Genomic DNA, 26,731 nt, shown 5'->3' on the forward strand with positions numbered 1-26,731 from the left:
CAAAACGGGTACGCAACGTCGCATGGCGGGCGATCAGTTGACGGAATACATGTTCCACTCGTTTCACGTCCAGCGGACCGCTCACTTGCAGCACCGACGGCATGTTGTAGTTCACATCCTGCGGATCGAACTGATGCAGCACATACAGTCGTTTTTGCGCCGAGGATAGTGGATAGAAGCTACGCTCTTCCGTTACTGGAATGGACGCATACGCCACCTGATCCAGCTGTTCCAGCACAGCCGCCAGTTGTTCAATCGTTGGTGCTTCAAAAATACTGCGCAGAGGAAGCTGCTTGTTCAGCTCTTGGTGAATCTTCGAGGTTAGTGTCGTCGCCCGCAGTGAGTGTCCACCGATCTCGAAGAAGTTTTCCTTCACGCCGACCTGTGCCAGGCCCAGCACATCCTGCCAAATTTGCGCCAGCTTCACTTCCACCCACGTCCGCGGTGCAACATACTCGGCTTCGCTTTGCAGGCTACCTTCCGGTGCTGGCAGTGCCTTGCGGTCGATTTTGCCATTGGGACTCAGTGGCATCTGCTCCAACTGTACAAAGTACGATGGTACCATGTAGCTTGGCAGCTCCTGCCCCAGCGCACTTCTCAGCTCGCTGGCACTGATTTCTTGCCCCGCGACATAGTAGGCCACCATGTGTTTTTGTCCCGTTTCGTCTGCACGAGCCATGACCACGGCTTCGCGTACCGATTCCACTTGGAGCAACTGCGTTTCCACCTCGCCCAGCTCAATCCGGTACCCCCGGATTTTCACCTGATGGTCGATCCGGCCCAGATATTCAATGTTCCCGTCCGGCATCCATCTCGCCAAATCGCCGGTGCGGTACATCCGCTCATACCCTGCTTCCCCGCCGGCAAACGGATCAGCTACAAATTTCTCGGCCGTCAGCTCTGGACGGTTCAGATATCCTCGTGCTACGCCGACACCGCCAATGCACAGTTCACCTGCCACGCCAATTGGCTGCAATTGCTCCGTGCCTTCCTTGACGATGTACAGACGAATGTTTTGAATCGGTTTCCCGATCGGAATAACCGAATAGGCTACATCAGGCTCGCAATCGAAGTACGATACGTCCACCGTCGCTTCGGTTGGGCCATACAGGTTGACCAGCTTCGCTCCGGCCAGGCTCGACACGAGCCGCTGGAACCGGGCCACATGCTGTGGCGGCAACGCTTCACCACTGGCAAAGACATGGCGCAGTGTGCCCAGCTTCGCTTGCATCACTTCTCGTGGCTGCTGTTCCACATACTCCAGGAACGCATGCAGCATGGCTGGTACAAAGTGCATCGTGCTCACGCCATCGCGGGCAATCGTGTCGACGATGTCTTCCGGGTTCTTTTCCCCGCCGACCGACAGCAGGCTTACCTTTGAGCCGACCATCGACCACCAGAACAGCTCCCACACCGACACGTCGAAGGTGAAGGCGGTCTTTTGCAGGATCGTATCTTCTGCACCCAGGCCGTAGCGATCATGCATCCACAAAATCCGGTTTAACACGGAATGGTGCTCCACCATTACACCCTTCGGTTTTCCAGTGGAACCGGAGGTGTAGATGACATAGGCGACATGGTGCGGCCCAGCCAGTGGCTCCAGATTTGAACCATCTTCGTGGTAAATATTCTTGCCAGCCTGCTCCTGACGATCTAGCACCAGCACCTGACCGTCGAAACTCCGTGATGCTTGCTCCGCCAGATGCGATTGCGTCAGCACCAGCTTCGCGCCTGAATCCTCCAGCATAAAGCGGATGCGGTCGGCCGGATATTCCGGATCGATCGGTACATAAGCTCCGCCTGCCTTGAGGATCGCGTAGATACCTACGATCATGTCCAGCGAACGGTGAAGCAGAATGCCCACAGGCTGATCCGGTTCAACCCCTTTCGCACGCAGCGTCCGAGCCAAACGGTTGGCTCGCTCGTTCAGCTCACGGTAGGTCAACATCTCCGACCCGAATATCACCGCTGCCTGATCCGGTGTAATTGCTGCCTGCTGCTCAAACAGTGCGCTTAGCGTTTGATCCTGCGGATAGGCTGCCGCCGTATCTCCCCATACCTGAACGATCTGTGCCTGTTCTTCTGGTGTCACCAATTCCAGCTCATTCACACGGATATGCGGATTGTTCACGATTTGCTCGATGACATGCAGTACATGTCCCTGCATCCGCTCGATCGTAGACCGATCGTATACATTGGCGTTGTATCTGAACATGATACGGAAGGTTTCATCCGGCATCACAATCAAGTCCAGATCATAGTTCGTCTGCTCAACAACCTCTACATTCGTAATGTCAAATGCAGACGGACGAACTTCGCCTAGCTGCTCGACCTGCTCCTCTACCGGGTAATTCTCAAATACCATAATGTGATTAATCAGATGCTGCTTCTGCTCGGTCAGCGCCTGAATTTCATATAGCGGGAAGCTGTCATATACTCCCGAAGCCAGCGCTTGCTCCTGCGTGTTCCGCATGATGTCGACAAACGTGGCATTCCGTTCACTTTGAATCCGAACCGGGATGGTATTAATGAACAAACCGATCATATTTTCTACACCCGCAATATCCGTCGGACGTCCAGATACGACACTGCCGAATACAACATCCTCATTGTTGTTATATTGCTGCAAAATAACGCCCCACACGCTCTGCATCAGCGTATTAATCGTGACCTGCTGCTGCTTGGCAATCCGGTACATGGCTTCGCTCCACGTTGGATCCAGCTCTACCGTTATTTTTTCAGAAACATATTTGCTGGTATCGCTTGTTGTCGTGGGCAGAACACTTTCGCTGCTATCCGTCACGTGATCTTTCGATGCAGTATCCGATCCAGGCAGCAACGTCTGCTGTTCAAAGCCCGCCAAATAGTTGCTCCAATACTCTTTTGCCGCACGTTCGTCCTGATGCTCCAGCCACTCGATATATTGGCCATACGGTGTGATCGGAGCCAGCTCCGGCTGTTTCTGCTCCAGCAGGGCAAAGTACGTACCAAACACCTCACCCGTAACGAGCGATAAGCACCAGCCGTCCATGATAATGTGATGGAAGCTCCAGACCCAGTGATACGTTTCTTCATCGGTCTGCCATACCTGTACGCGCATCAGTGCATCCGTACCGAGATCAAAGCCCCGAGCCTGATCCTCCTGCTTCAACGCCTGGATATACGCCTGTTGTTCTGCTTTCTGCATTCCGCGTACATCCTTGTAGGAAAGATCGCTATCTTTGTGACGGAATACAATCTGCAATGGTTCCTGACCGTGTCCGGTCTCAAACCGATGGAAATTCGTCCGCAGCGCTTCATGACGCTGTGTCAGCAGATCCAGGCTCTTACGGAAAATAGCAACATCGAAGCTGCCTTTTTGATCAAACGAGGCTTGCTGGAAGTATGCGCCTGAGTCCGATTCCATCAAGCTATGGAACAGCATCCCTTTCTGCATGGGAGAAAGAGCATACACATTTTCCAGTTCACCCACAGAAGCCGTTTGCTCTGTTAATTGCTCCAGTTGTTCCAACGACAAGCCTTTGAACAAGACATCGCTTGGCGTTAGTTCGCTCCGCTCTTGGGAGGCACAATGCTTGATGACTTCCTGCAAGCTTTCCCGTAGCAACTGCGCAAACTTTTCTACGTTTTGCTGATGATATACTTGGCTGTCATAGCGAATTTCCAGTGTCAGCACGCCTGCTGTAATCATGCCGTTCACATTCAGCGGCTGCTCCAGCACGGTATAACCACTCATCGGTTCTCCGTCCGTATGCGAAGACAGCACGATGTCACTCTGTTCCAAATCCTGATCAAATTGTCCCAAATAGTTAAAGCTGATCTCAGGCTGCAGATTCAAGGAAGGATCGGCATTATCCGAAGACATATACTTCAAAATACCGTAGCCAATGCCCTTATGCGGGACATGGCGCAGGTCCTCTTTTACCCGCTTGATGCGCTGCCCTACTTCTGATGTTCCATCCACATCCAGCAGTACCGGATACTGACTCGTAAACCAGCCCACGGTACGTGTGATATCCACATCTGGAACAATAGCTTCCCGGCCATGCCCCTCCAGATTGACCAGCACACGCTTCTGCCCGCTCCAGTTGTACAATGCGCTGCCGAGTGCGGTTAACAGCAGATCATTGACCTCCGTGTTGTACGCACGATGTGATTCCTGAAGCAGCAACCGGGTTTCCTGTTCGTTCCAAGCCACGGTCACCGTCTCACTATCTCTGACCCAAAAAGGCTGTCCTGCTGCTTTATCTTGATCCTTAGGTAGCGATGCGACTGCCATGTGGGCAAGACGCTGCCAGTATTCGCGTTCGTTGTCGATGGCCGGACTGTTCGCATATTGAGACAACCGCTCTGCCCAAGCGGAGAACGAATCCGTTTTATAAGGCAAGCGAATCGCTTCTCCCCGAACGGCCTGCTCATAGCCAGTCGCAAAATCTTCAAACACAATCCGCCATGAGATCCCGTCTATGACCAAATGGTGAATGGCAATCAGTAAATGATCTCCATCCATGCAGCGGAAAAGTCCCAGCTTCACCAGCGGTCCTTCATCCAGACAAATAAAGCTTTGGATGGCATTGGCTTTCATCTCAATTGCGGCTGCCACCTCTGCCATGTTTTGCACCTTCGTCAAATCTACAACGTCCAGACTGTACAGCTCGCCTTCGTTCACACCGCGATTCCACGCCTCATAGCCCTGTTCGGTCTGACGGAAGACCATACGCAGCGCATCATGATGCTCCGTCACCTGGGTCACCGTGCGATGCAATGCGCCTATGTCGAAGCCTTCTGCTCTATGCAGCATCACCGACTGGTTGAAATAATGCGGCTCTGCCGACGATAGTCCAAAAAACCACTGCTGGATCGGGGTCAGCTTGACGCTGCCCGAAACCTCGCCCTGATCGGCCGTACGACTAACTGGGTGTACATGACCACTCAGCAGCGAAATGGATGGATATTGGAACAAATCCTTCATGTCCAGCTTGTAGCCCGCTTGCAGCAAGCGGGAGGATACCTGGATTGCTTTGATCGAATCGCCGCCCAGATCAAAGAAATTATCTAAAATACCGATGTTCTTCGTTCCTAATACAGACTGCCAAATCGAAGCCAACGTCTGCTCCAGCGCTGTGCGCGGCTCTACATAATCCGCTCCGCTTTGCAGACTGCCTTCCGGTGCCGGCAGGGCCTTACGGTCGATTTTGCCGTTCGGTGTCAGCGGCATCTGCTCCAGCTGGATGAAATACGAAGGCACCATGTAGTTTGGCAGCTCCTCACCCAGGAAGCCGCGCAGCTCCCCAGCGCTTACGTCTCTTTCAGCGACATAGTACGCCACCAGTTGGTTTTGTCCCTGCTCGTCCGCTTGGGCCAGGACGATGACTTCTTGCACGTTTTCCACTTTCAACATTTGTGCCTCGACTTCGCCGAGTTCGATCCGGTAGCCCCGGATTTTCACCTGATGGTCGATCCGGCCCAAATATTCAATGTTGCCATCAGGCATCCATCTCGCCAAGTCCCCCGTACGGTACATTCGTTCATAGCCTGCTTCACCCGCTGCAAACGGGTTCGCTACGAATTTCTCCGCCGTCAGCTCTGGGCGATCCAGATAACCACGCGCCAGACCCGGACCGGACACGCACAGCTCACCTGCTACGCCGACCGGCGCCAAATGTCCATGCACATCCACCATGTATACCCGGTGATTCGGCACAGGACGTCCGATGGAAATGAGTTGTCCTGCCCTTTCATCCTCGGATACCGGCCAGATGGATGTTGCCACCGAGTTTTCGGTTGGACCATAGCCATTGTAGTACGCCACCTGATCCTTCCACTTGTATACCAGTTCGGTGGATGAGGCTGAACCCGCAGTGAACAGAATACGCAGGCTTGGCATCCGCTCTGGCTTCAGATACACCGCATAGGTCGGTGGCAAAGCGGCCACCGTAATGTGGTGATCCGCCATATATTGCTCAAACCGCTCGTAGTTCAAAATCGTCTCTGTTGTTGGCACATATAACGTAGCCCCGCAGAACAGCGCTTGGAAGATTTCCCAGCAAGCCGCATCGAACGAATAGCTGGCAAACAGCAACGCATGATCCGTTGTACTAATCTTGAGTGTCTGATCAAAATACGTTTTCAGATTGCACAGCCCGTGGTGCTCCAGCATAACGCCCTTCGGCTGTCCGGTTGTACCCGACGTATAGATTACATACGCCAGATCGTTCGGACCAGACAGCGGCTCCAGATTGGAACCATCCTCGTGGTACACGGTTTGTGCTCCATCCAATACCAGTACTTGACCGTCGATAGCTACTTTGTCTACCAGATGACTTTGTGTTAACAGCAGCTTCGCACCCGAGTCGTCCAGCATATAGCGGATACGTTCCTCTGGATACGTCGGATCAATGGGCACATATGCACCTCCGGCTTTTAAAATCCCGAAGATACCCACAATCATGTCTACCGAACGCTCGGTCATCAGACCCACCAAACGATCCTTCGTCACCCCTTGACTGCGCAAGGTACGAGCCAATCGATTGGCGCGTTCATTCAGCTCGCGATAAGTCAGCTGCTCTCCTTCAAAGAACAAGGCTGTCTGCTCCGGTGTCTGTGCAGTTTGCACTTCGAACAAGCCGTGAATCGTTTGTTTACTTGGATAGGCTACCGCTGTATTTCCCCATACCTCAACGATCTGCTTACGCTCCTGCATCGTAACCATGTCCAGTTCATGTACGCGAATGTTCGGATTCGCTGTCACCTGCTCCAGTAGCTGCACCAGATGACCTCGAATGTGCTCTACACTTTCCCGTTCAAAGGCCAGGGCATTATAGCCAAAGCTCATGTGGATGGTATCCCCTGGCAGCACCACCAGGTTAAAGTCATAGTTGGTCTGCTCGACAGACTCGGCTCCTGTGATCGTGAAGCTGGATGCCTCACCACTACCTAATTGCTCGATTTGTTCCTCTACCGGATAGTTCTCAAAAATAAGAATATGGTTGATCAAATCCTGCTTAAGCTCCGACAACCCCTGAATTTCATACAACGGATACGTATCATACACATGGGAAGCAATCGATTGCTCCTGGACGTGCTTCATCACGCCCGAGAATACACTGTCCTTATGACTACGGATACGTACTGGAATCGTATTGATAAACAGGCCAATGATATGCTCCACATTCGGAATGTCTGCCGGACGTCCAGATACTACGCTGCCAAACACGACATCATCGGTGCCATTATATTTTTGCAGCAAAAGGCCCCAAACGGTCTGCATCAACGTATTGACGGTGACCTGATAACGCTTGGCTATGTGCTGAATACGAGCGGTTAGTTCCGCGCCCAAATCAAAATCCAGACGCTCCGCCTGATACCCCGTTTTGCCCTGGATTTTTGCCTGTGGCAAGCGGGACTGCTCCTCATATCCTTCCAGCACCTTGCTCCAGTAGCTGGATGCGGCCTGACGATCCTGCTGTTCCAGCCATTCGATATACTGACTGTACGGGGTTACAGGGACCAGTTCCGGTTGTTTATGAGCCAGTATCGCAAAATAACTTGCAAACACTTCGTTGGTCACCAGCGACAAGCACCAGCCGTCCATCACAATATGGTGAAAGCTCCATACAAAACGATACGTCTCCTCACCTGTGCGCAACACAGCGACACGCATCAAGGCGTCTTGTGCCAGGTCAAAGCCTCTTTGCTTGTCTTTACGCGTAAATTCGAGCATGTATTCGTTTTGCTGCTCGTCCTCCATGTCCCTTAAATCTTCAACATACAGTTCGCTGCGCTTATTCCGGCACACGACCTGAAGCGGTTCATCCTTCCAGCCGCTGTAGAAGTTCGTGCGCAGTACCGTATGCCGCTGCACCAATACATCCAAACTGGCTGCAAAGGCAGCGATATTAAAATGTCCTCGCAGATCAAAGGAGGCCTGTTCAAAATACGCGCCCGATTGCGAATCCATCAGATTGTAAAAGAGCATGCCCTTCTGCATCGGTGTCAGTGCGTATACATTTTCCAGCTCACCAATACGTGCCGCCTGTTCCGCAATCTGTTCCAGTTCTCCAGTCGTCAGACCTTTGAAGGATACATCACTTGGCGTCAGCTGAGGCTGCTTTTGAGCGACGCAATGCGCAATGACCTCCTGCAAAGCAGATTTCATTAGCCCCGCCACCCGTTCCAGCGTTTCTTTACGATACTGCTTACGGCTGTAAGCGATCGTCAAACGCAGCGTGCCTTCCGAGATCATCGCGTTCAGATCCAGCGTGTATGGCAAGCGGGAATGGGCATCCTCTGTTTCCCCTGCACGGTAGGAGGACAACGTGATTCCACTATTTTGCAGATCCTGATCGACCTGACCCAAATAGTTAAAGCTGATTTCCGGCTCGGCTGCGATCGTGTCCATTTCATCTGCAGGCAACGCAGAGGACAGGTAACGCCAAGTGCCATAGGTAAGCCCTTTATGCGGAATACGCCGCAGGCCTTCCTTCGTTTCTTTAATCCGCTGAGCCAGTGTCATTTCCTTGCCGGTCTCCAGCAGCACTGGATACAAGCTCGTAAACCAGCCTACTGTACGTGTAATATCCACCTCTGGCAAGATCGCTTCCCGGCCATGGCCCTCCAGGTTCACCAGTACATGTCCTGCACCTGTCCAGTTGTGCACCGCGAGTCCCAGCGCGGTCAGCAGCAAATCATTGACCTCGGTGTTATAGGCGCGATGGGCCTGCTTCAGCAGTTGCTGGGTTTCAGCTTCAGTCCACTCCACCGTCAGCACTTCGCCGTCTGCATTCACGGAGCCCTCGTAGGCAAAATCCTTAGGCAGTGGTGCAGCTTCAGCTTTGACCTGTTCCAGCTGCTTCCAATAGACTTCATCCGATGCAGCCTCAGGACGGTTAGCATAAGAGGATAACTCCCGTGCCCAAGTTTGGAAGGAATCTGTTTTATAGGGCAATCGTACGGACTCGCCCTGGATCGCCTGCTCGTAGCCTGTCGAGAAATCTTCAAACAGAATCCGCCACGACACCCCGTCCACCACCAAGTGGTGAATGGCGATCAGCAGATGGTCGCCCTCCGCTGTGCGGAACCATCCGAGTTTCACCAAAGGTCCTGCGGACAGGTCCATGCTGCTTTGGATTTCCGTTGCCTTCGCTTCCAACTCTTCCGCATAAGCGGCCCGTTCACGGTAATCCAAAGTTTCCAGTGTATATAACGTGCCTTCCTCTACATGGCGAGTCCAAGCTGTATAACCAGCGGAAGTCTGATGGAATACCATACGCAGCGCATCATGATGCTTCACGAGGTGATCCATGGCTTGGCGAACCGCTGTCTCCTCAAAACCCTCGGCGCGATAGAGCATAACCGCCTGATTAAAGTGCTGCGGACGCTCGCGCTCCTGCGCAAAGAACCAATGCTGGATCGGAAGTAGCGCCGTTTCCCCGCTGACTTCTTCCTGATCTGCCATACGACGGACCTCGTGCATATGCGGTGCCAGGGCTTCAACGGTTGGATACTGGAACAAATCCTTCATGTCCAGCTTATAGCCGGCCTGGAACGCACGGGACGCGATTTGGATCGCCTTGATCGAATCACCGCCCAGATCAAAGAAATTGTCCAAAATACCAACCGTCTGTAGTCCCAGCACTGACTGCCAGACCGCTACCAGCGCGCGTTCTTGCACGGTACGCGGCTCGGCATAATCGACTCCAGTTTGCAGGCTGCCTTCCGGTGCCGGCAAGGCCTTGCGGTCGATTTTGCCATTCGGTGTCTGTGGCAGCTGTTCCAGTTGTACAAAGTAGGATGGCACCATGTAGCCTGGCAACTCCCGTCCCAGCTCACTTCTTAGCTTGCTGGCCTCGACTTCTTGTCCCGCGACATAGTAGGCCACCATGTGGTTTTGGCCCATTTCGTCCGTACGGGCCACGACGACCGCTTCGCGTACCAATTCTACTTGGAGCAGCTGCGTTTCCACCTCGCCCAGCTCAATCCGGTACCCCCGGATTTTCACCTGATGATCGATCCGACCCAGATATTCAATGTTGCCGTCCGGCATCCATCTCGCCAAATCGCCGGTGCGGTACATCCGTTCATAGCCTGCTTTGCCTCCGGCAAACGGGTTCTCTACAAATTTCTCGGCCGTTAGTTCTTCGCGTTTCCAATAACCACGGGCTAATCCTTGCCCTGCAATACATAATTCGCCCGGCACACCGATTGGCTGCAATCCCCCATCCGCGTTCATGATATATATTTGGGTATTCGCGATAGGACGTCCGATATTAATTTGATGAGCATGGGTCAGTTCCTGTACAGTCGACCAAACTGTCGTTTCTGTAGGTCCGTACATATTGTAAATGCGAGGACCGTTTATCTTTTGCAGATCTCCCAACAGCTTGGACGGTAGGGCTTCACCCCCGACCATAATTGCCTTCACGCTTTGCAGTGCTTGGGAACCTGTTTCATGACCCAGTAGCATTTGCACCCGCGATGGTGTCATTTGCAACATCTCAATATGATGATGAGTAATCAACTCACCAAGTGCCTGAGGATTCACCTGATGCTGGCGGTCGCCAAGCACAACCGTCATGCCACCCAGCAGAGGCAGGATGGTTTCCAAGACAAAAATATCGAATGAAATGGTCGTCAGTGACAAAATGGTTTGACTCGTTTCAAAGTCAATTGCTTCGCGCATACCTGTAATAAAGTTGAGTACTGAGCGATGCTGGAGCATAACCCCTTTCGGATTTCCAGTTGAACCAGAGGTATAGATGACGTAAGCCAAATGCTCTGAGCGGGCAATCGCCTCCAGGTTGCTGCTTTCTCCCTGATACAATTCTGCATCCTCAATAAATATTGCATTGGCGTTGCAATGGTGCTCTTCCAACAGATCACGACTGGTCAGAAGCACTGTGGCCTCGCTATCTTCCAGCATGTATTGAATACGAGATGACGGAAATTCGGGATCAATTGGCACATATGCACCGCCTGCTTTTAGAACGGCCAGCAGACCTACGATCATTTCCACTGAGCGATGCACCATCAGGCCGACCAGCTTATCAGGTCCTACCCCCTGTGCTTGAAGTATTCGTGCCAATGAGTTGGCTCGTTCATTCAGCTCCCGATAAGTCAGACTCTGATGTCCAAACATTAATGCTACCTGATCCGGTGTCTGTGCCACCTGTTCCTCGAACACCGCACTTAACGTCTGATCCTGTGGATAAGCTGTTGCAGTATCGCCCCAAACCTGAATAATCTGCGCTTGTTCTTCCGATGTTATCAATTCCAACTCACTCACACGGATATTCGGATTCTCCACAATTTGCCTAATGACATGCTCGATATGACCCTTGATGCGCTGCATTTCGGACCGGTTATATACCAGTTCATTGTATTCCAGCAGGATCGTGATATCCTCGTCAGGCACGACAATCAGGTTAAAATCGTAGTTGGTTTGCTCTGCAATTGCCACATTGGCTATAGATAAGCCTGTATGTGCGTCTGCTTCGCCGGAATCAATCGCCTGAGATATCTTTTGCCCGATCGGATAGTTTTCAAAGACCATAATATGATTAATCAGGTCTTGTTTTTGTTCAGTCAGCGCCTGAATATCGTAGAGCGGAAACGTGTCATATGGACCGGAGCTCAAAGCCTGTTCCTGTGTACGCTTTAATATTTCAGCAAATGTTGCATTCCGCTCACTGTAAATGCGTACCGGAATTGTATTAATGAACAAACCGATCATGCTCTCCACGCCTGCGACTTCTGCTGGACGCCCGGATACCACACTACCAAACACGACATCCTGATTATTATTGTATTTCTGTAAAATAACACCCCACGCACTCTGTAAAATCGTATTAATTGTTACTTTCTGTTGCTTTGCAATACGCTTCAATGCGGTACTCCGCTCTTTACCTAACCCAAAGGTCACCTTCTCCAAAACATAGCCTGTATCCGAACGCCCGTCACTTCCGTCTGCATCCTCATTCTGCACTGTTACAGAAGCCTGCGCTTTCTCACCAAGCAACAAGGTCTGTTGCTCATAACCCGCCAAATAGTCGCTCCAATAGCGAGCCGCTTCCTGCGCTTTCTGCTGTTCCAGCCATTCAATGTAACGGCTATATGGTCTAACAGGTGGTAGTTCCGGCTGCCTGTTCTTCATCAAAGACGAATACGCACTTAGCACTTCTTCCATGACAAGTGACAGACACCAGCCGTCCATCAGGATATGATGGAAGCTCCATACAAATCGGTATGAGCAATCCCCTGTACGGAAGACAGCTATACGCATCAGCGCATCCTTGCCTAAATCAAAACCTCGAGCTTTGTCCTGTGTCACAAATTCAGCTACAGTGTTTTCACGCCCTCTGGCATCTTCATAACGGAAGCTCGCATTTTTATGACGATAGACAACCTGCAACGGTTGACCATGCCAGCCACTGTAGAAATTTGTACGGAAAATTGCATGACGGCTTACGAGCAGCTTCACACTTTCCTCAAACATGCTCGGTTCAAAATCTCCTTCAAGATCAAACGTCAACTGTTCAAAATACACTTCGGTTTGTGTATTCATCAAACTATGGAACAGCATACCCTTTTGCATTGGCGTTAGCGGGTACACGTCTTCCAATTCCCCAACCGTCTTTGTCTGCTCCTTAATCGTATCTAATTGCTCCAAGGTCAGACCTTTAAACAGTACATCACTTGGAGTCAATTCGTTCTGCTCCCTTGCAACACAGTGCTCGATAATTTCAAGCAGATTGGCTTTTAGCAGGTTAGCCAGCATTTGGATGGTGTCCTTACGGAAGACCTTGCTGTTATATCGAATATCCAGTTTCAGGATACCGTTGGTTACACTCGCGTCCACAATGAAATCGTATTTCATCTCCAGCTGATCACTAACGACCGATCCAATCGAGTAAGGTGACATACGGATATCACTGTTTTGCAACTCCTGATCAAACTGTCCGTGATAGCTAAAACTTACCTGTGGCTCGGCAAAAGCTTGATGTTGACCGAGATTCAGTGCATCTGCTTGCTGATCCGTGGCTTGGCCGGATTCACTCAAATATCTCCAGATTCCGTAGCCAATTCCCTTATTCGGAATATCACGCAGACTCTCTTTGACCTGTTTGATGCGTCCCGATAAAGTAGAATCACTGCCGATGTTCAGCCATATTGGATATTGAACCGTAAAGCAACCTATCGTACGAGAAAGGTCCGTATCTGGTAAAATGCCCTCACGTTCATATCCTTCCAAATTGATCAGGCTACGTTCATGACCGGTCCATGTGTACAGCATCATGCTCAAAGCTGTCAGCAGCAGATCGTTCACTTCCGTGTTATATGCGCGGTGCGCTTGCTTCAATAGCCGTTCTGTCTCTTCTTCCGAAAGCTTAACGACCATTTTACCCGTGTCAGCCAAGATAAATTTGCCATCCTGTGCTTGATCCTCAGGCAAGCGTACCTGGTCAGCCAAAGCGGATGCGTTCAGATGCTCCCAATAGGCGCGTTCGCCTTCCAGTGCTGCACTATTCGCATAGGTGTACAGTCTTTGAGACCAGGAACGGAACGAGTCCGTTTTATCCGGTAACTGAAGCACTTCTTGATGGACGGCTTTCTCATAGACTGTGGCTAAATCCTCCAACAAAATGCGCCACGATACCCCGTCTGCCACCAAATAGTGGATGGCTATGAGCAAATGATCCCCATCCGCACAGTGGAACAAACCAGCTTTAAATAACGGGCCTTCATGCACATAAATACTGCTTTGAATTTCGCTGACTTTCGCCTCAATCGTCGCACTAAGCAAGGCTTCATCAGTGACATCTCTAAAGTTCAATACATCCAGATGATACAGTTCGCCCTCATGTACTCCACGGTTCCATGCTTCATAGCCTTGCTCCGTCTTTCTGAACACCATCCGTAGTGCATCATGGTGCTCAGTTAGCTTCATGAGCGCCTGACGTAGAGCGGATTCGTCAAAGCCCTGCTTCAGATGCAGCATAACCGCCTGGTTAAATGGATACGCATGCACTTGCCCTTGTTCTGCAAGCCAGTATTGGGTCGGCGTTAGCGCCACTTTCCCCGTGACCTCGCCTTGCTCGGTCGTTTGCTTGTCCGCTAACCGAAGATGCGGAGCCAGCTCCTTCACATTTGGAAATTTGAACAAGTCCTTCATATCCATCTTGTACCCGGCTTGAAGCAGTCGGGAAGAGAATTGAATCGCCTTGATGGAGTCGCCGCCCAGATCAAAGAAGTTGTCTAAAATACCGACCGTTTGTACGTTCAGAACGGACTGCCAGATTGCTACGAGTGCCCGTTCGGCTCCAGTGCGCGGCTCTACATACTCCGCTCCGCTTTGCAGACTGCCTTCGGGTACCGGCAGAGCCTTGCGGTCAATTTTGCCGTTTGGACTCAGTGGCATCTGCTCCAGCTGTACAAAGTAGGATGGTACCATGTAGCTTGGCAGTTCTCGGCCCAGCTCACTTCTCAGCTCACTGGCACTGAGTTCTTGCCCCGCAACATAGTAGGCCACCATTTGGTTTTGGCCCGTTTCATCCGCACGAGCCATGACCACGGCTTCTCGTACCGATTCCACCTGGAGCAGTTGCGTTTCCACCTCGCCCAGTTCGATTCGATAACCCCGGATTTTTACCTGATGGTCAATCCGTCCCAAATATTCGATGTTCCCGTCTGGCAACCATCTCGCCAAATCGCCTGTGCGGTACATCCGCTCATAGCCTGCTTCCCCACCAGCAAACGGATCGGCTACGAATTTCTCAGCCGTCAGCTCCGGTCGGTTCAGGTAACCGCGAGCTACGCCGACACCGCCGATGCACAGCTCACCCGCAACCCCAATCGGTTGCAATTGCTCTTTGCCTTCCTTCACGATGTACAAACGAATATTTTGAATCGGTTTCCCGATGGGAATAACTGTATATTCTTCATCCAGCTTGCAATCGAAGTACGATACGTCCACCGTCGCTTCCGTCGGGCCGTACAGGTTGATCAGCTTCGCTCCTGCTAGGCTCGACACGAGACGTTGGAACCTCGCCACATGCTGCGGTGGTAAGGCTTCACCACTGGCAAAGACATGGCGCAGCGTGCCCAGCTTCGCTTGCATCACTTCCCGTGGCTGTTGCTCCACGTATTCCAGGAACGCATGCAGCATAGCCGGTACAAAGTGCATCGTGGTCACGCCATCACGGGCAATCGTGTCGACGATGTCTTCTGGGTTCTTCTCCCCGCCGACTGACAGCAAACTCACCTTCGAGCCGACCATCGACCACCAGAACAGCTCCCACACCGACACGTCGAAGGTGAAGGTGGTTTTTTGCAGAATTGTATCCTCCGCACTCAAGCCGTAGCGATCATGCATCCACAAAATCCGGTTCAGCACGGAATGGTGCTCCACCATTACACCTTTCGGTTTTCCAGTGGAACCGGAGGTGTAGATCACATAGGCGACATGATGTGGCCCCGACAACGGCTCCAAGTTGGAGCTATCTTCGTGGTAGATGTCGTTGCGTTCCAACACCAGCACCTGGCCGTCGAAACTCAGCGATGCTTGCTCGGCCAGGTGCGATGACGTCAGCACGAGTTTCGCTCCCGAATCCTCCAGCATAAAGCGGATGCGGTCGGCCGGATATTCCGGATCGATTGGTACATAAGCTCCGCCAGCCTTAAGGATCGCATAGATGCCTACGATCATGTCCAGCGAGCGCTGCGCCAGAATGCCTACCGGCTGTTCCGATTCTACTCCTTCTGTGCGCAAGGTGCGTGCAAGACGGTTGGCTCTCTCGTTCAGTTCACGATAGGTTAAGGATTGATGCTCCCAAACGACAGCTACATGATCTGGTGTGCGTTCAGCCTGCTCCTCAAACAGCTTTTGGATCGTCTGATGGCTTGGATATGCTGAAGCCGTCGCATTAAACGCTCCTGTAATCTGCTGCTTTTCCGCTGCTGTGACTAATTCCAGCTCTTCAACCCGAACATGCGGGTTGAGCGAAATTTGCTCCAGCAGGCGTGCTAAATGCCCATGCAGACGCTCAATACCTGCTTGATCAAAGCTGAGCGCGTTATACATAAAGCGAATCTTGATGCCTTCTCCCGGCATAACAGCTACGTTCAGATCGTAGTTGGTTTCCTCTGTAGCCACCACGTTCGAAATCGTAAATTTATCCTGTCCCTCGCTACCTAACTGTTCTACCTGCTGTCCCACCGGATAATTTTCAAATATCATAATATGATTAATTAAATCCTGTTTCTGCTCGGTCAGCGCCTGAATTTCATACAACGGGAATGCATCGTAGGCATTGGAAGCCAGCGCCTGCTGCTGGGTTCGTTTCATCAGCTCGACAAAGGTTTCACCTTGTTCAAACTGCACACGCACTGGAATGGTATTAATGAACAGCCCGATCATGTGCTCCACGCCTGGAATATCCCCTGGACGACCGGACACAACGCTACCGAACACGACATCCGTACTGTTGTTATATTTTTGCAACAGAACGCCCCATACGGTCTGAATCAGTGTGTTGATCGTGACCTGATTTTGCTTCGCCACCCGTTCGATCTGAGCAACCAGCTCTGGCTGGAAGTTACATTCCAGATCTTCAGCGACATACTCCCCGGATTGTAAAGATTTCGACTGTGTTTTTTGCTGTGGAAGCGTAATTTGCTGCTCGTAGTCCGCCAAATACCCACTCCAGTATTGCAAGGCTGCCTCACGGTCCTGACGTTCCAGCCATTCAATAAATCGACTGAACGGCGTGACTGGCTCCAGTACTGGCTCCCCTCCCGCACGCAGTGCCAGATAGCTACCGAATACCTCCTGTGTCATAAAGGACAAGCACCAGCCATCCATCAAAATGTGATGGAAGCTCCAGATAAAGTGATACGTTTCATCCCCGGTTTGCAGGATGGAGATACGAATGAGTGCGCCCTCTGCGAGATTGAATCCTTTTGCTTTATCTTCGATGACAAAAGCTTCAACACGAGCTGCTCGTTCCTCTTTTTCCAGTCCGCGCAGGTCTTCATAATATAATTGTCCGCTACGGTTGCGGAAAACGACCTGTACAGGCTCATCCTTCCAGGAGTTGATAAAGTTCGTCCGCAATGCCTCATGACGCTGCACGAGCAGATCAAAGCTTTTACCGAAAGTAACTACATCGAAGCGGCCATTCAACTCAAAGGTGGCCTGCTCAAAATAAGCTGCCGAATCCTCATCCATCAAGCTGTAAAAGAGCATCCCCTTTTGCATCGGCGTCAAGGCATATACATTTTCCAGCTCGCCCAGATCTCGCGTATCCTCCACCAATTGCTCCAGCTCATCCAGCGTTACATGGTTTAACAGGACATCACTTGGGGTTAGCATCGTTCTTTCTTGGGCAACACAGTGATGAATCACCTCACGCAAGCTGGATGCCAGCAGCTCTCCAAGCCGTTCAATCGTTTCATGACGGAACTGCGTTGTGCCGTAGCGAATCGTGAACATCAACTCGCCATCTTCGATTACTCCATTGATATCCAGCGCAAAATCCATAGTCGCGTTCGTGCTGACAGGCACACCGATAGAATAGGCGGAAGGCTGTAGATCATTGCCTTTATAATCCTGATCGAATTGGCCCAAATAGTTAAAACTGATCTCAGGCTGAGCCTGTAACCGCACGCCTGCTTTCTCCAGCATATTCATATCTGACAGGTATCGTAAAATACCGTAGCCGATGCCTTTTTGCGGAATATGACGCAGCCCTTCCTTGATCCTTTTGATCAGACGAGCGGTATGTCCCCCTTGTCCCAAACTTCCATCCAGTACAACCGGGAACTGGCTCGTAAACCAGCCGACCGTGCGCGTAATATCCACATCCGATACAATGGCTTCCCGTCCATGGCCCTCCAGATTGACCAGCACCCGTTCGGAACCAGACCAGTCATAGACTGCTTTTCCGAGCGCAGCCAGCAACAGGTCATTCATTTCCGTGTTGTACGCGCGATGAGCTTGTTTGAGCAGCTGCTCGGTTTCCTGCTTCGTCCAGCGGACCGTCACAACCTCACTGTCTCCAAGCCGTGCATTGTCATTTGCAAAATCCTTCGGCAAAGGCTTCGCAAGGCTAGCTTCTGCTTGTTCGATATGCTGCCAGTAAGCAAGCTCCTGCTCCATCGTCGCACTGCTGGCATAGGCTGACAGCTGTTTGGCCCATACCTGGAATGAATCTGTTTTATGCGGCAGTCGGATCGCTGTGCCGGTTTGACCTGCAACAGCCTGCTCATAACCGGATGCCAAATCTTCCAGTAAAATACGCCACGATACACCGTCCACAACCAAATGATGAATGACGATTAATAAATGGTCGCCCTCAGCGCAGTGGAACAGACCAAGCTTCACAAGTGGACCCTCACTCAAATGAATGCTCGCTTGAATTTCACTCGCCTTGGCTTCAACAGCGGTGGATTCGTCTTCCACTGCGCTGAAATCTACAATGTCCAGCGTGTATAGCTCGCCTTCTGCTACACTGCGGTTCCAAGCAACATAGCCCTGCTCCGTCTCACGGAATACCGTGCGCAATGCGTCATGATGCTGGACCATACGGTCCATCGTACGGCGCAGCGCGTCGACGTCAAAGCGCCCAGCTCGGTACAGCATCATCGCCTGGTTGCTGTGGTGCAGGTCAGCCGGCTGCTGCTCGAAGAACCATCGCTGAATAGGTGTCAGTTCCACCGGGCCTACTGCCTCTTCCTGACTGGCCATCTTGCCATCTGTACGAAGCAAAGGACTGAGTGCCGCTACGGTCGGATTACTGAAGAGATCCTTCATGTTCAATCGATAACCTGCTTGCAGCAATCGGGACGAGACTTGCAAGGCTTTGATCGAATCGCCACCCAGCTCGAAGAAGTTATCCTGCGTGCCTACGGCTTCCACGCCCAGCACCCCAGCCCATACCGCAGCCAGTACTTGCTCCACCTGGGTACGCGGGGCCACATAGGCTGCTCCCGTATGGATGCTGCCTTCTGGCTCCGGTAAAGCCTTGCGGTCGATTTTGCCGTTGCTGGTCAGCGGGATGGTCTCCAGTCGCATCAGGCGCGCAGGCACCATGTGCGCTGGCAACCCGGCTTCCAGCGCTGCCTGTACTTCCTCAATCCGCAGCTCGGCTTCTCCCGTGATGTATCCACACAAATACTTGTGCCCACGCTCGTCCGTTCGGTCGATAACTACGGCTTGGCGCACACCTGGCACTCGCTGGATCGCCGTTTCAATCTCGCCCAGCTCGATCCGGTAGCCCCGAATTTTGACCTGATAGTCCATCCGGCCAATAAAGTCCACATTGCCGTCCGGCATCCACCGCGCCAAATCGCCGGTACGATACAGCCGTTCACCCGGTACGTACGGGTTCGCTACAAATTTCTCGGCGGTCAGGTCCGCACGGTTCAGGTACCCCCGTGCCACCCCTGCTCCACCAATGCACAGCTCGCCCAGTACGCCGATCGGCACTGGATTCAGCTGGCTGTCCACAATGTAGAAGCGTGCGTTCAGCCATGCCTGGCCAATCGGCACATGGCCGCTGCTTGGCAGCTTCGACAGCTCTTCGTCGTAGAAGCTGGAGTCAATCGCCGCTTCCGTGACGCCGTAGCTGTTGATGATGCGGATATCTGCGCCAAACCGTTCTTGCAGCACCCGGTAGTCCGTCACGCTGCAGCTATCCGAGCTGGTGATCAGCAGTTCCATGCTGCTCATGTCCAGCCCCTGTTCATGCACATGCTGCATAAACGGTACGATCAAGGCCGGAGTCGATTCGAACACCGTGATTTGGTAATCGCGAATCCATCCGTACAGACGGCTTGGATCAATGCGATCATCTTTCGGACAGACGACCATCGTCCCCCCGTTATAAAGCGTCCGTGCAATATCGCCGACGAACACGTCGAAGGAAAAGCTGGCCAGTTGCAGCAGTCGTACTGGGAACTGGTTCAGACGGTAATCCCGGCGATACGCCGCAGCCGTATTCACCAAGCTGCGATGTTCGATCATGACGCCCTTCGGACGTCCGGTTGTACCCGACGTGTAGATTACATACGCCAGATCGTGCGGTTCATTGATCGGTTCGATATCCGTGACACCCCCGGTGTACAGCGACTCATCGTCCAATGCCAATACAGTACGCAGACGCAGCCCTGTTGCCGGTTCGGATGCTTCTTCGTTGTCAGACTTCGAATCCAATTTCAAGCTTACGCCTTCACTCAGGCTGTCTCTTTCCATCGTTTCAGCGCCAGCTGCTGTTTCCAGTTCGCCCTCCGTCTGCTCTCCATCCAAGTTGAGCCATGCTTGTGCACGCTCCTGCAAACCGGTTTGCGTTAGCAGCACCGTCGCACCACTGTCCTCGAGCATAAAGCGAATCCGTTCGGACGGATAATCCGCATCCAGCGGCACATATGCGCCTCCTGCTTTCCAGACCGCCAATACGCCGACCAGCATGTCCACCGAGCGTTCGCTCAAAATACCCACAATGGACTCGCGTCCAATGCCCTCATTCCGCAATCTGCGAGCAAGCTGGTTTCCACGCTCGTTCAGCTCGCGGTACGTAAACTGCCGTTCCTCGTATACAACGGCCACGTGATCCGGCACAAGCTGTGCCTGTTCTTCCACATAGGCGTGGAACAACAAATTAGATTCTTTTTCATCACTCCACGCAGCTACGCCTACTGATCCAAAACCATCGATGATTTTTGCTTTTTCCGCAGCAGTCACCAATTCAAGCTCATCTACCCGTGCATCTGGTCTGTGAATCGCTTCTTCAATCATATGCAGCAAATGCTCACGGATTTGCTCTACAGCTGCACGTTCCAACACCTTCGCGTTGTACTCCAAATGGAAATGAATTTCATCACCCGGCACAACCGTAATATTGAAATCATAGTTCGTTTGCTCTGACATGGAAGCATTGGCAATCGTAAAGCCATTCGCGCCACGGCTACCCATCTGCTCCATGCGCTGTTCCACCGGATAGTTTTCAAACACGATAATATGGTTTACCAAGTCCTGTTTCTGCTCGGTCAGGGCCTGAATGTCATACAACGGATAGGTTTCATAGGCACGGGAAGCCAGTGCCTGCTCCTGGATCTGCTTCATCAGCCCAGCAAATGTCATATCTTTCTCACTGTGAATCCGTACAGGAACCGTATTAATGAACAACCCAATCATTTTGTCTATGCCCGGAATATCGGCTGATCTACCAGATACGACACTGCCAAATACCACATCCCGGCTGTTGTTATACCGCTGCAGCACAACGCCCCACGCTGCTTGCAGAAGTGTGTTGACCGTCACTTGCTTCTGCTTAACCAGCTTGTTCATTCGTTCCGTCACTTCACGGCCCAGTGTAAACGAAAGCTTGTCCGCTTCATATGCTTTAGCGTGACCGTCCAGCTGTTTGACCTGCGGCAATACCGTCTGCTGCTCAAAGCCCGCAAAATAATCGCGCCAGAACCGTTCAGCCTCCGTCTTGTCCTGCCGATCCAGCCATTCAATGTATTCGCTGTATGGTGTTACCGGGGCAAGCTCCGGCTTGCGGTCTTCGAGGATAGCAAAGTACGTATTAAATGCTTCCCCTACAACCAGGAACAAGCACCAGCCGTCCATCAAAATATGATGGAAGCTCCACACAAAGCGGTACGACTCCTCGCCTGTACGTAAAATAGACACCCGCATCAGCTCGCCTGAGCTGAAATGAAAGCCTTCGGCTTTGTCGCGCTCAGCAAAATCAGCAATGTACGCGTCCTGCTCTTCTTGTCCCATCAAGCGTATATCTTCAAAACGGAACCCCGCATGTTTGTGTCGATACACCACCTGTAAAGGCTGTTCATTCCAGCCGCTATAAAAATTCGTTCTGAATATTTGATGGCGATCCACCAGTTGATTGAGGCTTTCGGCAAAAGTCTCCACTTGAAAGCTGCCTTGTAGATCAAATGTCGCCTGCTCAAAATACGCCCCGGATTGCGGCTCCATTAAGCCGTGGAACAGAATGCCTTTTTGCATGGGTGTTAACGAATAAATGTTTTCCAGTTCCCCCGCAGCAGCCGTCTGCTCTACAATATGATCCAGCTCTCCGGCCGTTAGTCCTTGGAAGGACAAGTCGCTTGGGGTCAGCTCCGGCAACTCTTTGACCACACAGTGAGCCAATACCTCACGTAAACTCTCCTGAAGTAAATCAGCCAGCTTTTTGATTGATTTTTTCATGAACATTTTGTTGCTGTAGGTGATCGTCAGTTCCAGTGCGCCGTCTGTGATCATGCCGTTAATATCCAGCGCATACCGCTTGGTCAATGTGTCACTCATGGAAGCCCCGATGGAATAAGGAGACATGCGGAATGCATTATGCTTCAAATCCTGATCAAATTGTCCAAGATAGTTAAAGCTGATTTCCGGCTCGGCAACAAAAGTTGCTTTCCCTTCTCCGTCAGCAAGATATCTCAAAATCCCGTATCCAATCCCTTTATGCGGCAAACGGCGCAGCCCTTCCTTGACGTTCTTGACACGCTGTCCCACATTCCGGTCCTCGCCCATATCCAGGACAACTGGGAATTGACTGGTAAACCAACCGACCGTGCGCGTAATATCCATATCCGGCAAAATGGCTTCCCGTCCGTGACCCTCCAAGTTTACAATCACCTGACGGATGCCTGCCCACTCCTGAATGGCGATGCCCAAAGCTGTCAGCAGCAGGTCGTTTGCTTCTGTATTGTAGGCCCGATGAGCTTGTTTCAAGAATTGTTCCGTTTCTTCGACCGTCCACGCTACGGTCAGTGTTCGATCATCACGAAGCTGTGGATTGGCCTGAGATTTACGAGTGTAATCCTTAGGCAATGCCTCTTGAGCAGCACCAGCTCGCTCCACCTGCTCCCAATACGCACGTTCCTTCTCCAACGCGGTGCTGTTCGCATAAGCTGCCAGTTGATCTGCCCACAGGCGGAAGGAATCCGTCTTATTCGGCAAGCGGACAGACTCGTCCCGTAAAGCCTGCTCATAGCCGGATGCCAGATCCTCCAGCAAAATACGCCATGACACGCCGTCGACCACCAAATGGTGGATCGCCACCAGCAAATGGTCTCCATCGGTGCAACGGAACAGACCCAGCTTCACCAGAGGACCTTCATCTAGACAGATGCTGCTTTGGATTTCGCTGGCTTTGTTCTCCAGCAAATGAGCAAAGTCAGACTCCGTGGTATAATCCATCACTTCGAGGCTATACAGCTCTCCTTCTTGCACGCCACGGTTCCATGCTTCATAACCACCGTCTGCATTCTGGCGGAATACGATGCGCAAAGCATCATGATGCTCGACAATGCGTTGCAGTGCTTGATGAAGCGCCGTTTCGTCCAAACGATCCTCACGGTGCAACATCAGAGCTTGGTTATAGTGTTCAGGATGGGATGGCTGCTGTTCAATGAACCAATGCTGAATCGGTGTCAATGCCACGTTTCCTCTGACTTCTCCTTGATCGGACACGCGGGTCACCCTCTGCACCCGTCCATTCAGCTCAGCAATCGTTGGATACTGGAACAGCTCCCTCATTTCCAGCTTGTAACCATTTTGCAGCAGTCTTGAAGACACCTGGATGGCCTTGATCGAGTCGCCGCCCAAATGAAAAAAGTTATCCAGAACACCAATCTGTTCGATACCCAGTACAGATTGCCATACCGATACCAATGTCCGCTCTACCTCATTACGAGCGGCTACATAATCCTCGCCGGAATCCACGCTTCCCTCCGGCTGCGGCAACGCACGCCGATCCACTTTGCCATTTGGTGTCAATGGCAATTGTTCCAGCTGTACAAAATACGACGGCACCATGTAACCCGGCAATTCCTGACTCAAGTCGCTTCGCAGCTCACTTGCTGTGATATCGGCAAGGGTGACCACATATGCGCAGAGCTGTTTTTGTCCCTGCTCATCCTCACGTGCAATGACAACAGCTTCTTGCACTGCCTCCAGCTTCAACAGCTGCGCTTCCACCTCGCCTAGCTCAATCCGGTAGCCACGGATTTTCACCTGTGCGTCGATCCGTCCTTTGTATTCCAGCGTTCCGTCCTCATTCCAGCGCACCAAATCGCCTGTACGGTAGCAGCGCTCACCGCTGCGGAAAGGACTGTCTATGAACTTTTCAGCCGTTAAATCAGGACGATTCCGGTAGCCACGTGCCACCCCGTCGCCGCCGACGATTAGCTCACCCCATGCCCCTACAGGCTGAAGCTGCATGGAACGGTCTACAACATACGCTGTGGAGTTGTGGATCGGACGCCCGATCGGCACCGCTTCCGATTGCACGCCAGCAATTGCATGAGTTGTAGAAAAAGTTGTATTTTCCGTTGGGCCATAGCCGTTGATAATCCGTAGGGACGGATGAGCCTCCAGCACCCGGTTAATGTGCGGTACGGATAACACATCACCGCCGACCAGCAGTTCTTGTACCCCCTCGAACAACTCCAGATCCTGCTGGGATAGCTGGTTAAAGAGTGGCGCAGTTAGCCACATAGTCGTAATACCATGGCTGCGGACAGCTTCCTTGAGCTTCGGAGCGTCCAAAATAACATCCTGACTTACCAGTACAAGCTGTCCTCCATTCAACAGCGCACCCCAAATTTCGAAGGTCGACGCGTCAAAGACAACGGCACCAGTTTGCAGAATGCGTGTGTCAGCACCCAATTGCGCATAGTTTGTATTTTTCACCAAACGCACGACATTGCGATGCTCTACCATAACTCCTTTAGGCTGTCCGGTCGTACCCGAAGTGTACATAAGATAGGCTAGTCGATTGCCAAATGTATGTGCTCCAGTAGTACTGTCTACGACAGACGAAGAAGATTCTTTTAAATTCTCATTTTTCATATTTAAATAATGGGTAAAATCTGCATGACTAGCTTCGTTTTGTTCCCCATGTATGTTATTCACGTCTTGGTTATTCTTTGTCCCGTACACAGCGGCATCACTCAGATCCAGCACAATTCCGGTGTAATCCTCCGGTTGCTGTTCCGCATGCTGCACCAGCAGCAACTCCGCTCCCGAATCTTCCAGCAGGTAGCGCACGCGTTCAGCCGGATAATCAGGGTCAATTGGCACATATGCGCCGCCCGCTTTGAGAATCGCAAGCATACCGACGATCATATCTGCGGAACGCTCTGCAACGATACCTACAGTTCGCTCGGCAGTTACACCGTGCCCGCGCAGCGTGTGAGCCAGTCGATTGGCTTTTACATTCAATTCGCCATAAGTTAAATGGGCATTGCCAGACACAACTGCTGTCTGATTCGGTGTACGTGCCGCCTGTTCCTCAAACAGCTCATGAATGCCTGCTTCGTGTGGATATTCCACTGCTGTAGCATTGAATACGTCGACGATTTCCGCCCGTTCTTCCTCACTGATCAGCGACAATTCCTGTATTCGCTTGTGTGGGCCCTGTACCATATGCCCCGCCACACTCAAAAATTGTCGAATAATTCGAGCAATTTCCTGCTCACTAAACAACTCGGTACGATAATCCAGGTATAATACGAGTCTATCGTCATCCAGCATTTCAACCATGTGAATATCGAAGTCATTCACTGTATCTCCGCAGAAATCGTTATCCACCTGCTGAATCGCTTCATCAAAACGGGAGAAACTCAATGTACGGTACTGAATGGATGCCCCAAACAGACGCTGGATGTCCAGACTGCTTTGTTGTTCACGTAAATCTTGAATAATTTTGTTGTATGGGTAACGCTGATGCCGCAAAATGGACGCCTGCTCCTTCCCTACACCCTGTAAGAAGGCCAGCAGTTCGGATTTCGGTTCGACCAACAGACGCGTAGCCACGGTGCTGACGAACATGCCGATGGTATCCTTTTCTTTCTTAGACGTACGGTTGGCATAGAGTGTTCCTACGGTTAAGTCCTGCTCACCCGTCACTTTATGCAAATAAATATACAGAGCCGCCAGGAAGAACGTGAAAATACTGATTTTATGTTCCTCGCAAAAAGCCGTAACACCACGATACAATCCATGTTCCAGTATAAAACTCTCCCGGCGTGCAGCTGTGCTCAGTGTCAGCGGGTTATATGATTTTAAACCTGTGGTCTCTGGCAAATCAGCAAACTTTTCCGTCCAATACGTCTTGTCCTTTTGATAGCGATCAGATTGCTCATAGCTTTGCTCTACCTGAATAAAATCCAGATAAGGATTGCCTTTGGTTGATGCATCCTGTCCTGTACCGTACACAATATCCATATAATGTCCAGTGATTTCATTAATGGCCTGATTCATGGACACGCCGTCCGAAATAATATGATGCATTTTAAAATTAAACCAGGTTTCTTCTGCCCCTAACTGCAAAATAACAAATCGGTACAGCTGCGAATTCAACAATGAGAACGGCTGTGGATTATGGCGCTTTAACCATTCATTCGCTTCTTCCAGGGTTACTTGAAGCGTTTCAATACTTTCCGCTGTAAACGGCTCTACATATTGATATGGGGTTCCATCCTGAGCAGTGATTTTGATACGGAAAGAATCGTTTTGGGCAATCACCCGGTTCATTGCTTGCTGCAATGCATCTATACGAACAGTTCCTCTGATTTTCACAGTAGCAATAATGGTTGAAGTGTTCCGATGAGGATACAAAAGCTCCGTGTACCAAATACGTTGCTGTGGCTGGCTTAAGGAAAACAATTGAACATCTTGCTGTGTCATCCGTCTCTCTCCTCGCAA

General features: G+C 51.5%; 1 protein-coding gene (running past one end of the window). It reads right to left on the reverse strand.

Translation table 11 applies throughout. The features are described 5' to 3' along the window. Positions 1-26,713 carry the 5' portion of a non-ribosomal peptide synthase/polyketide synthase gene (locus tag ACXHJ2_RS11670; RefSeq protein WP_457874834.1) on the reverse strand. It extends 15,665 nt beyond the left edge of the window, so only the first 26,713 of its 42,378 coding nucleotides appear in the window; the start codon lies at positions 26,711-26,713; its stop codon lies beyond the left edge, outside the window. Between the last annotated feature and the right edge of the window lie 18 nt (positions 26,714-26,731).

This window comes from Paenibacillus sp. ALE3, assembly GCF_054113405.1.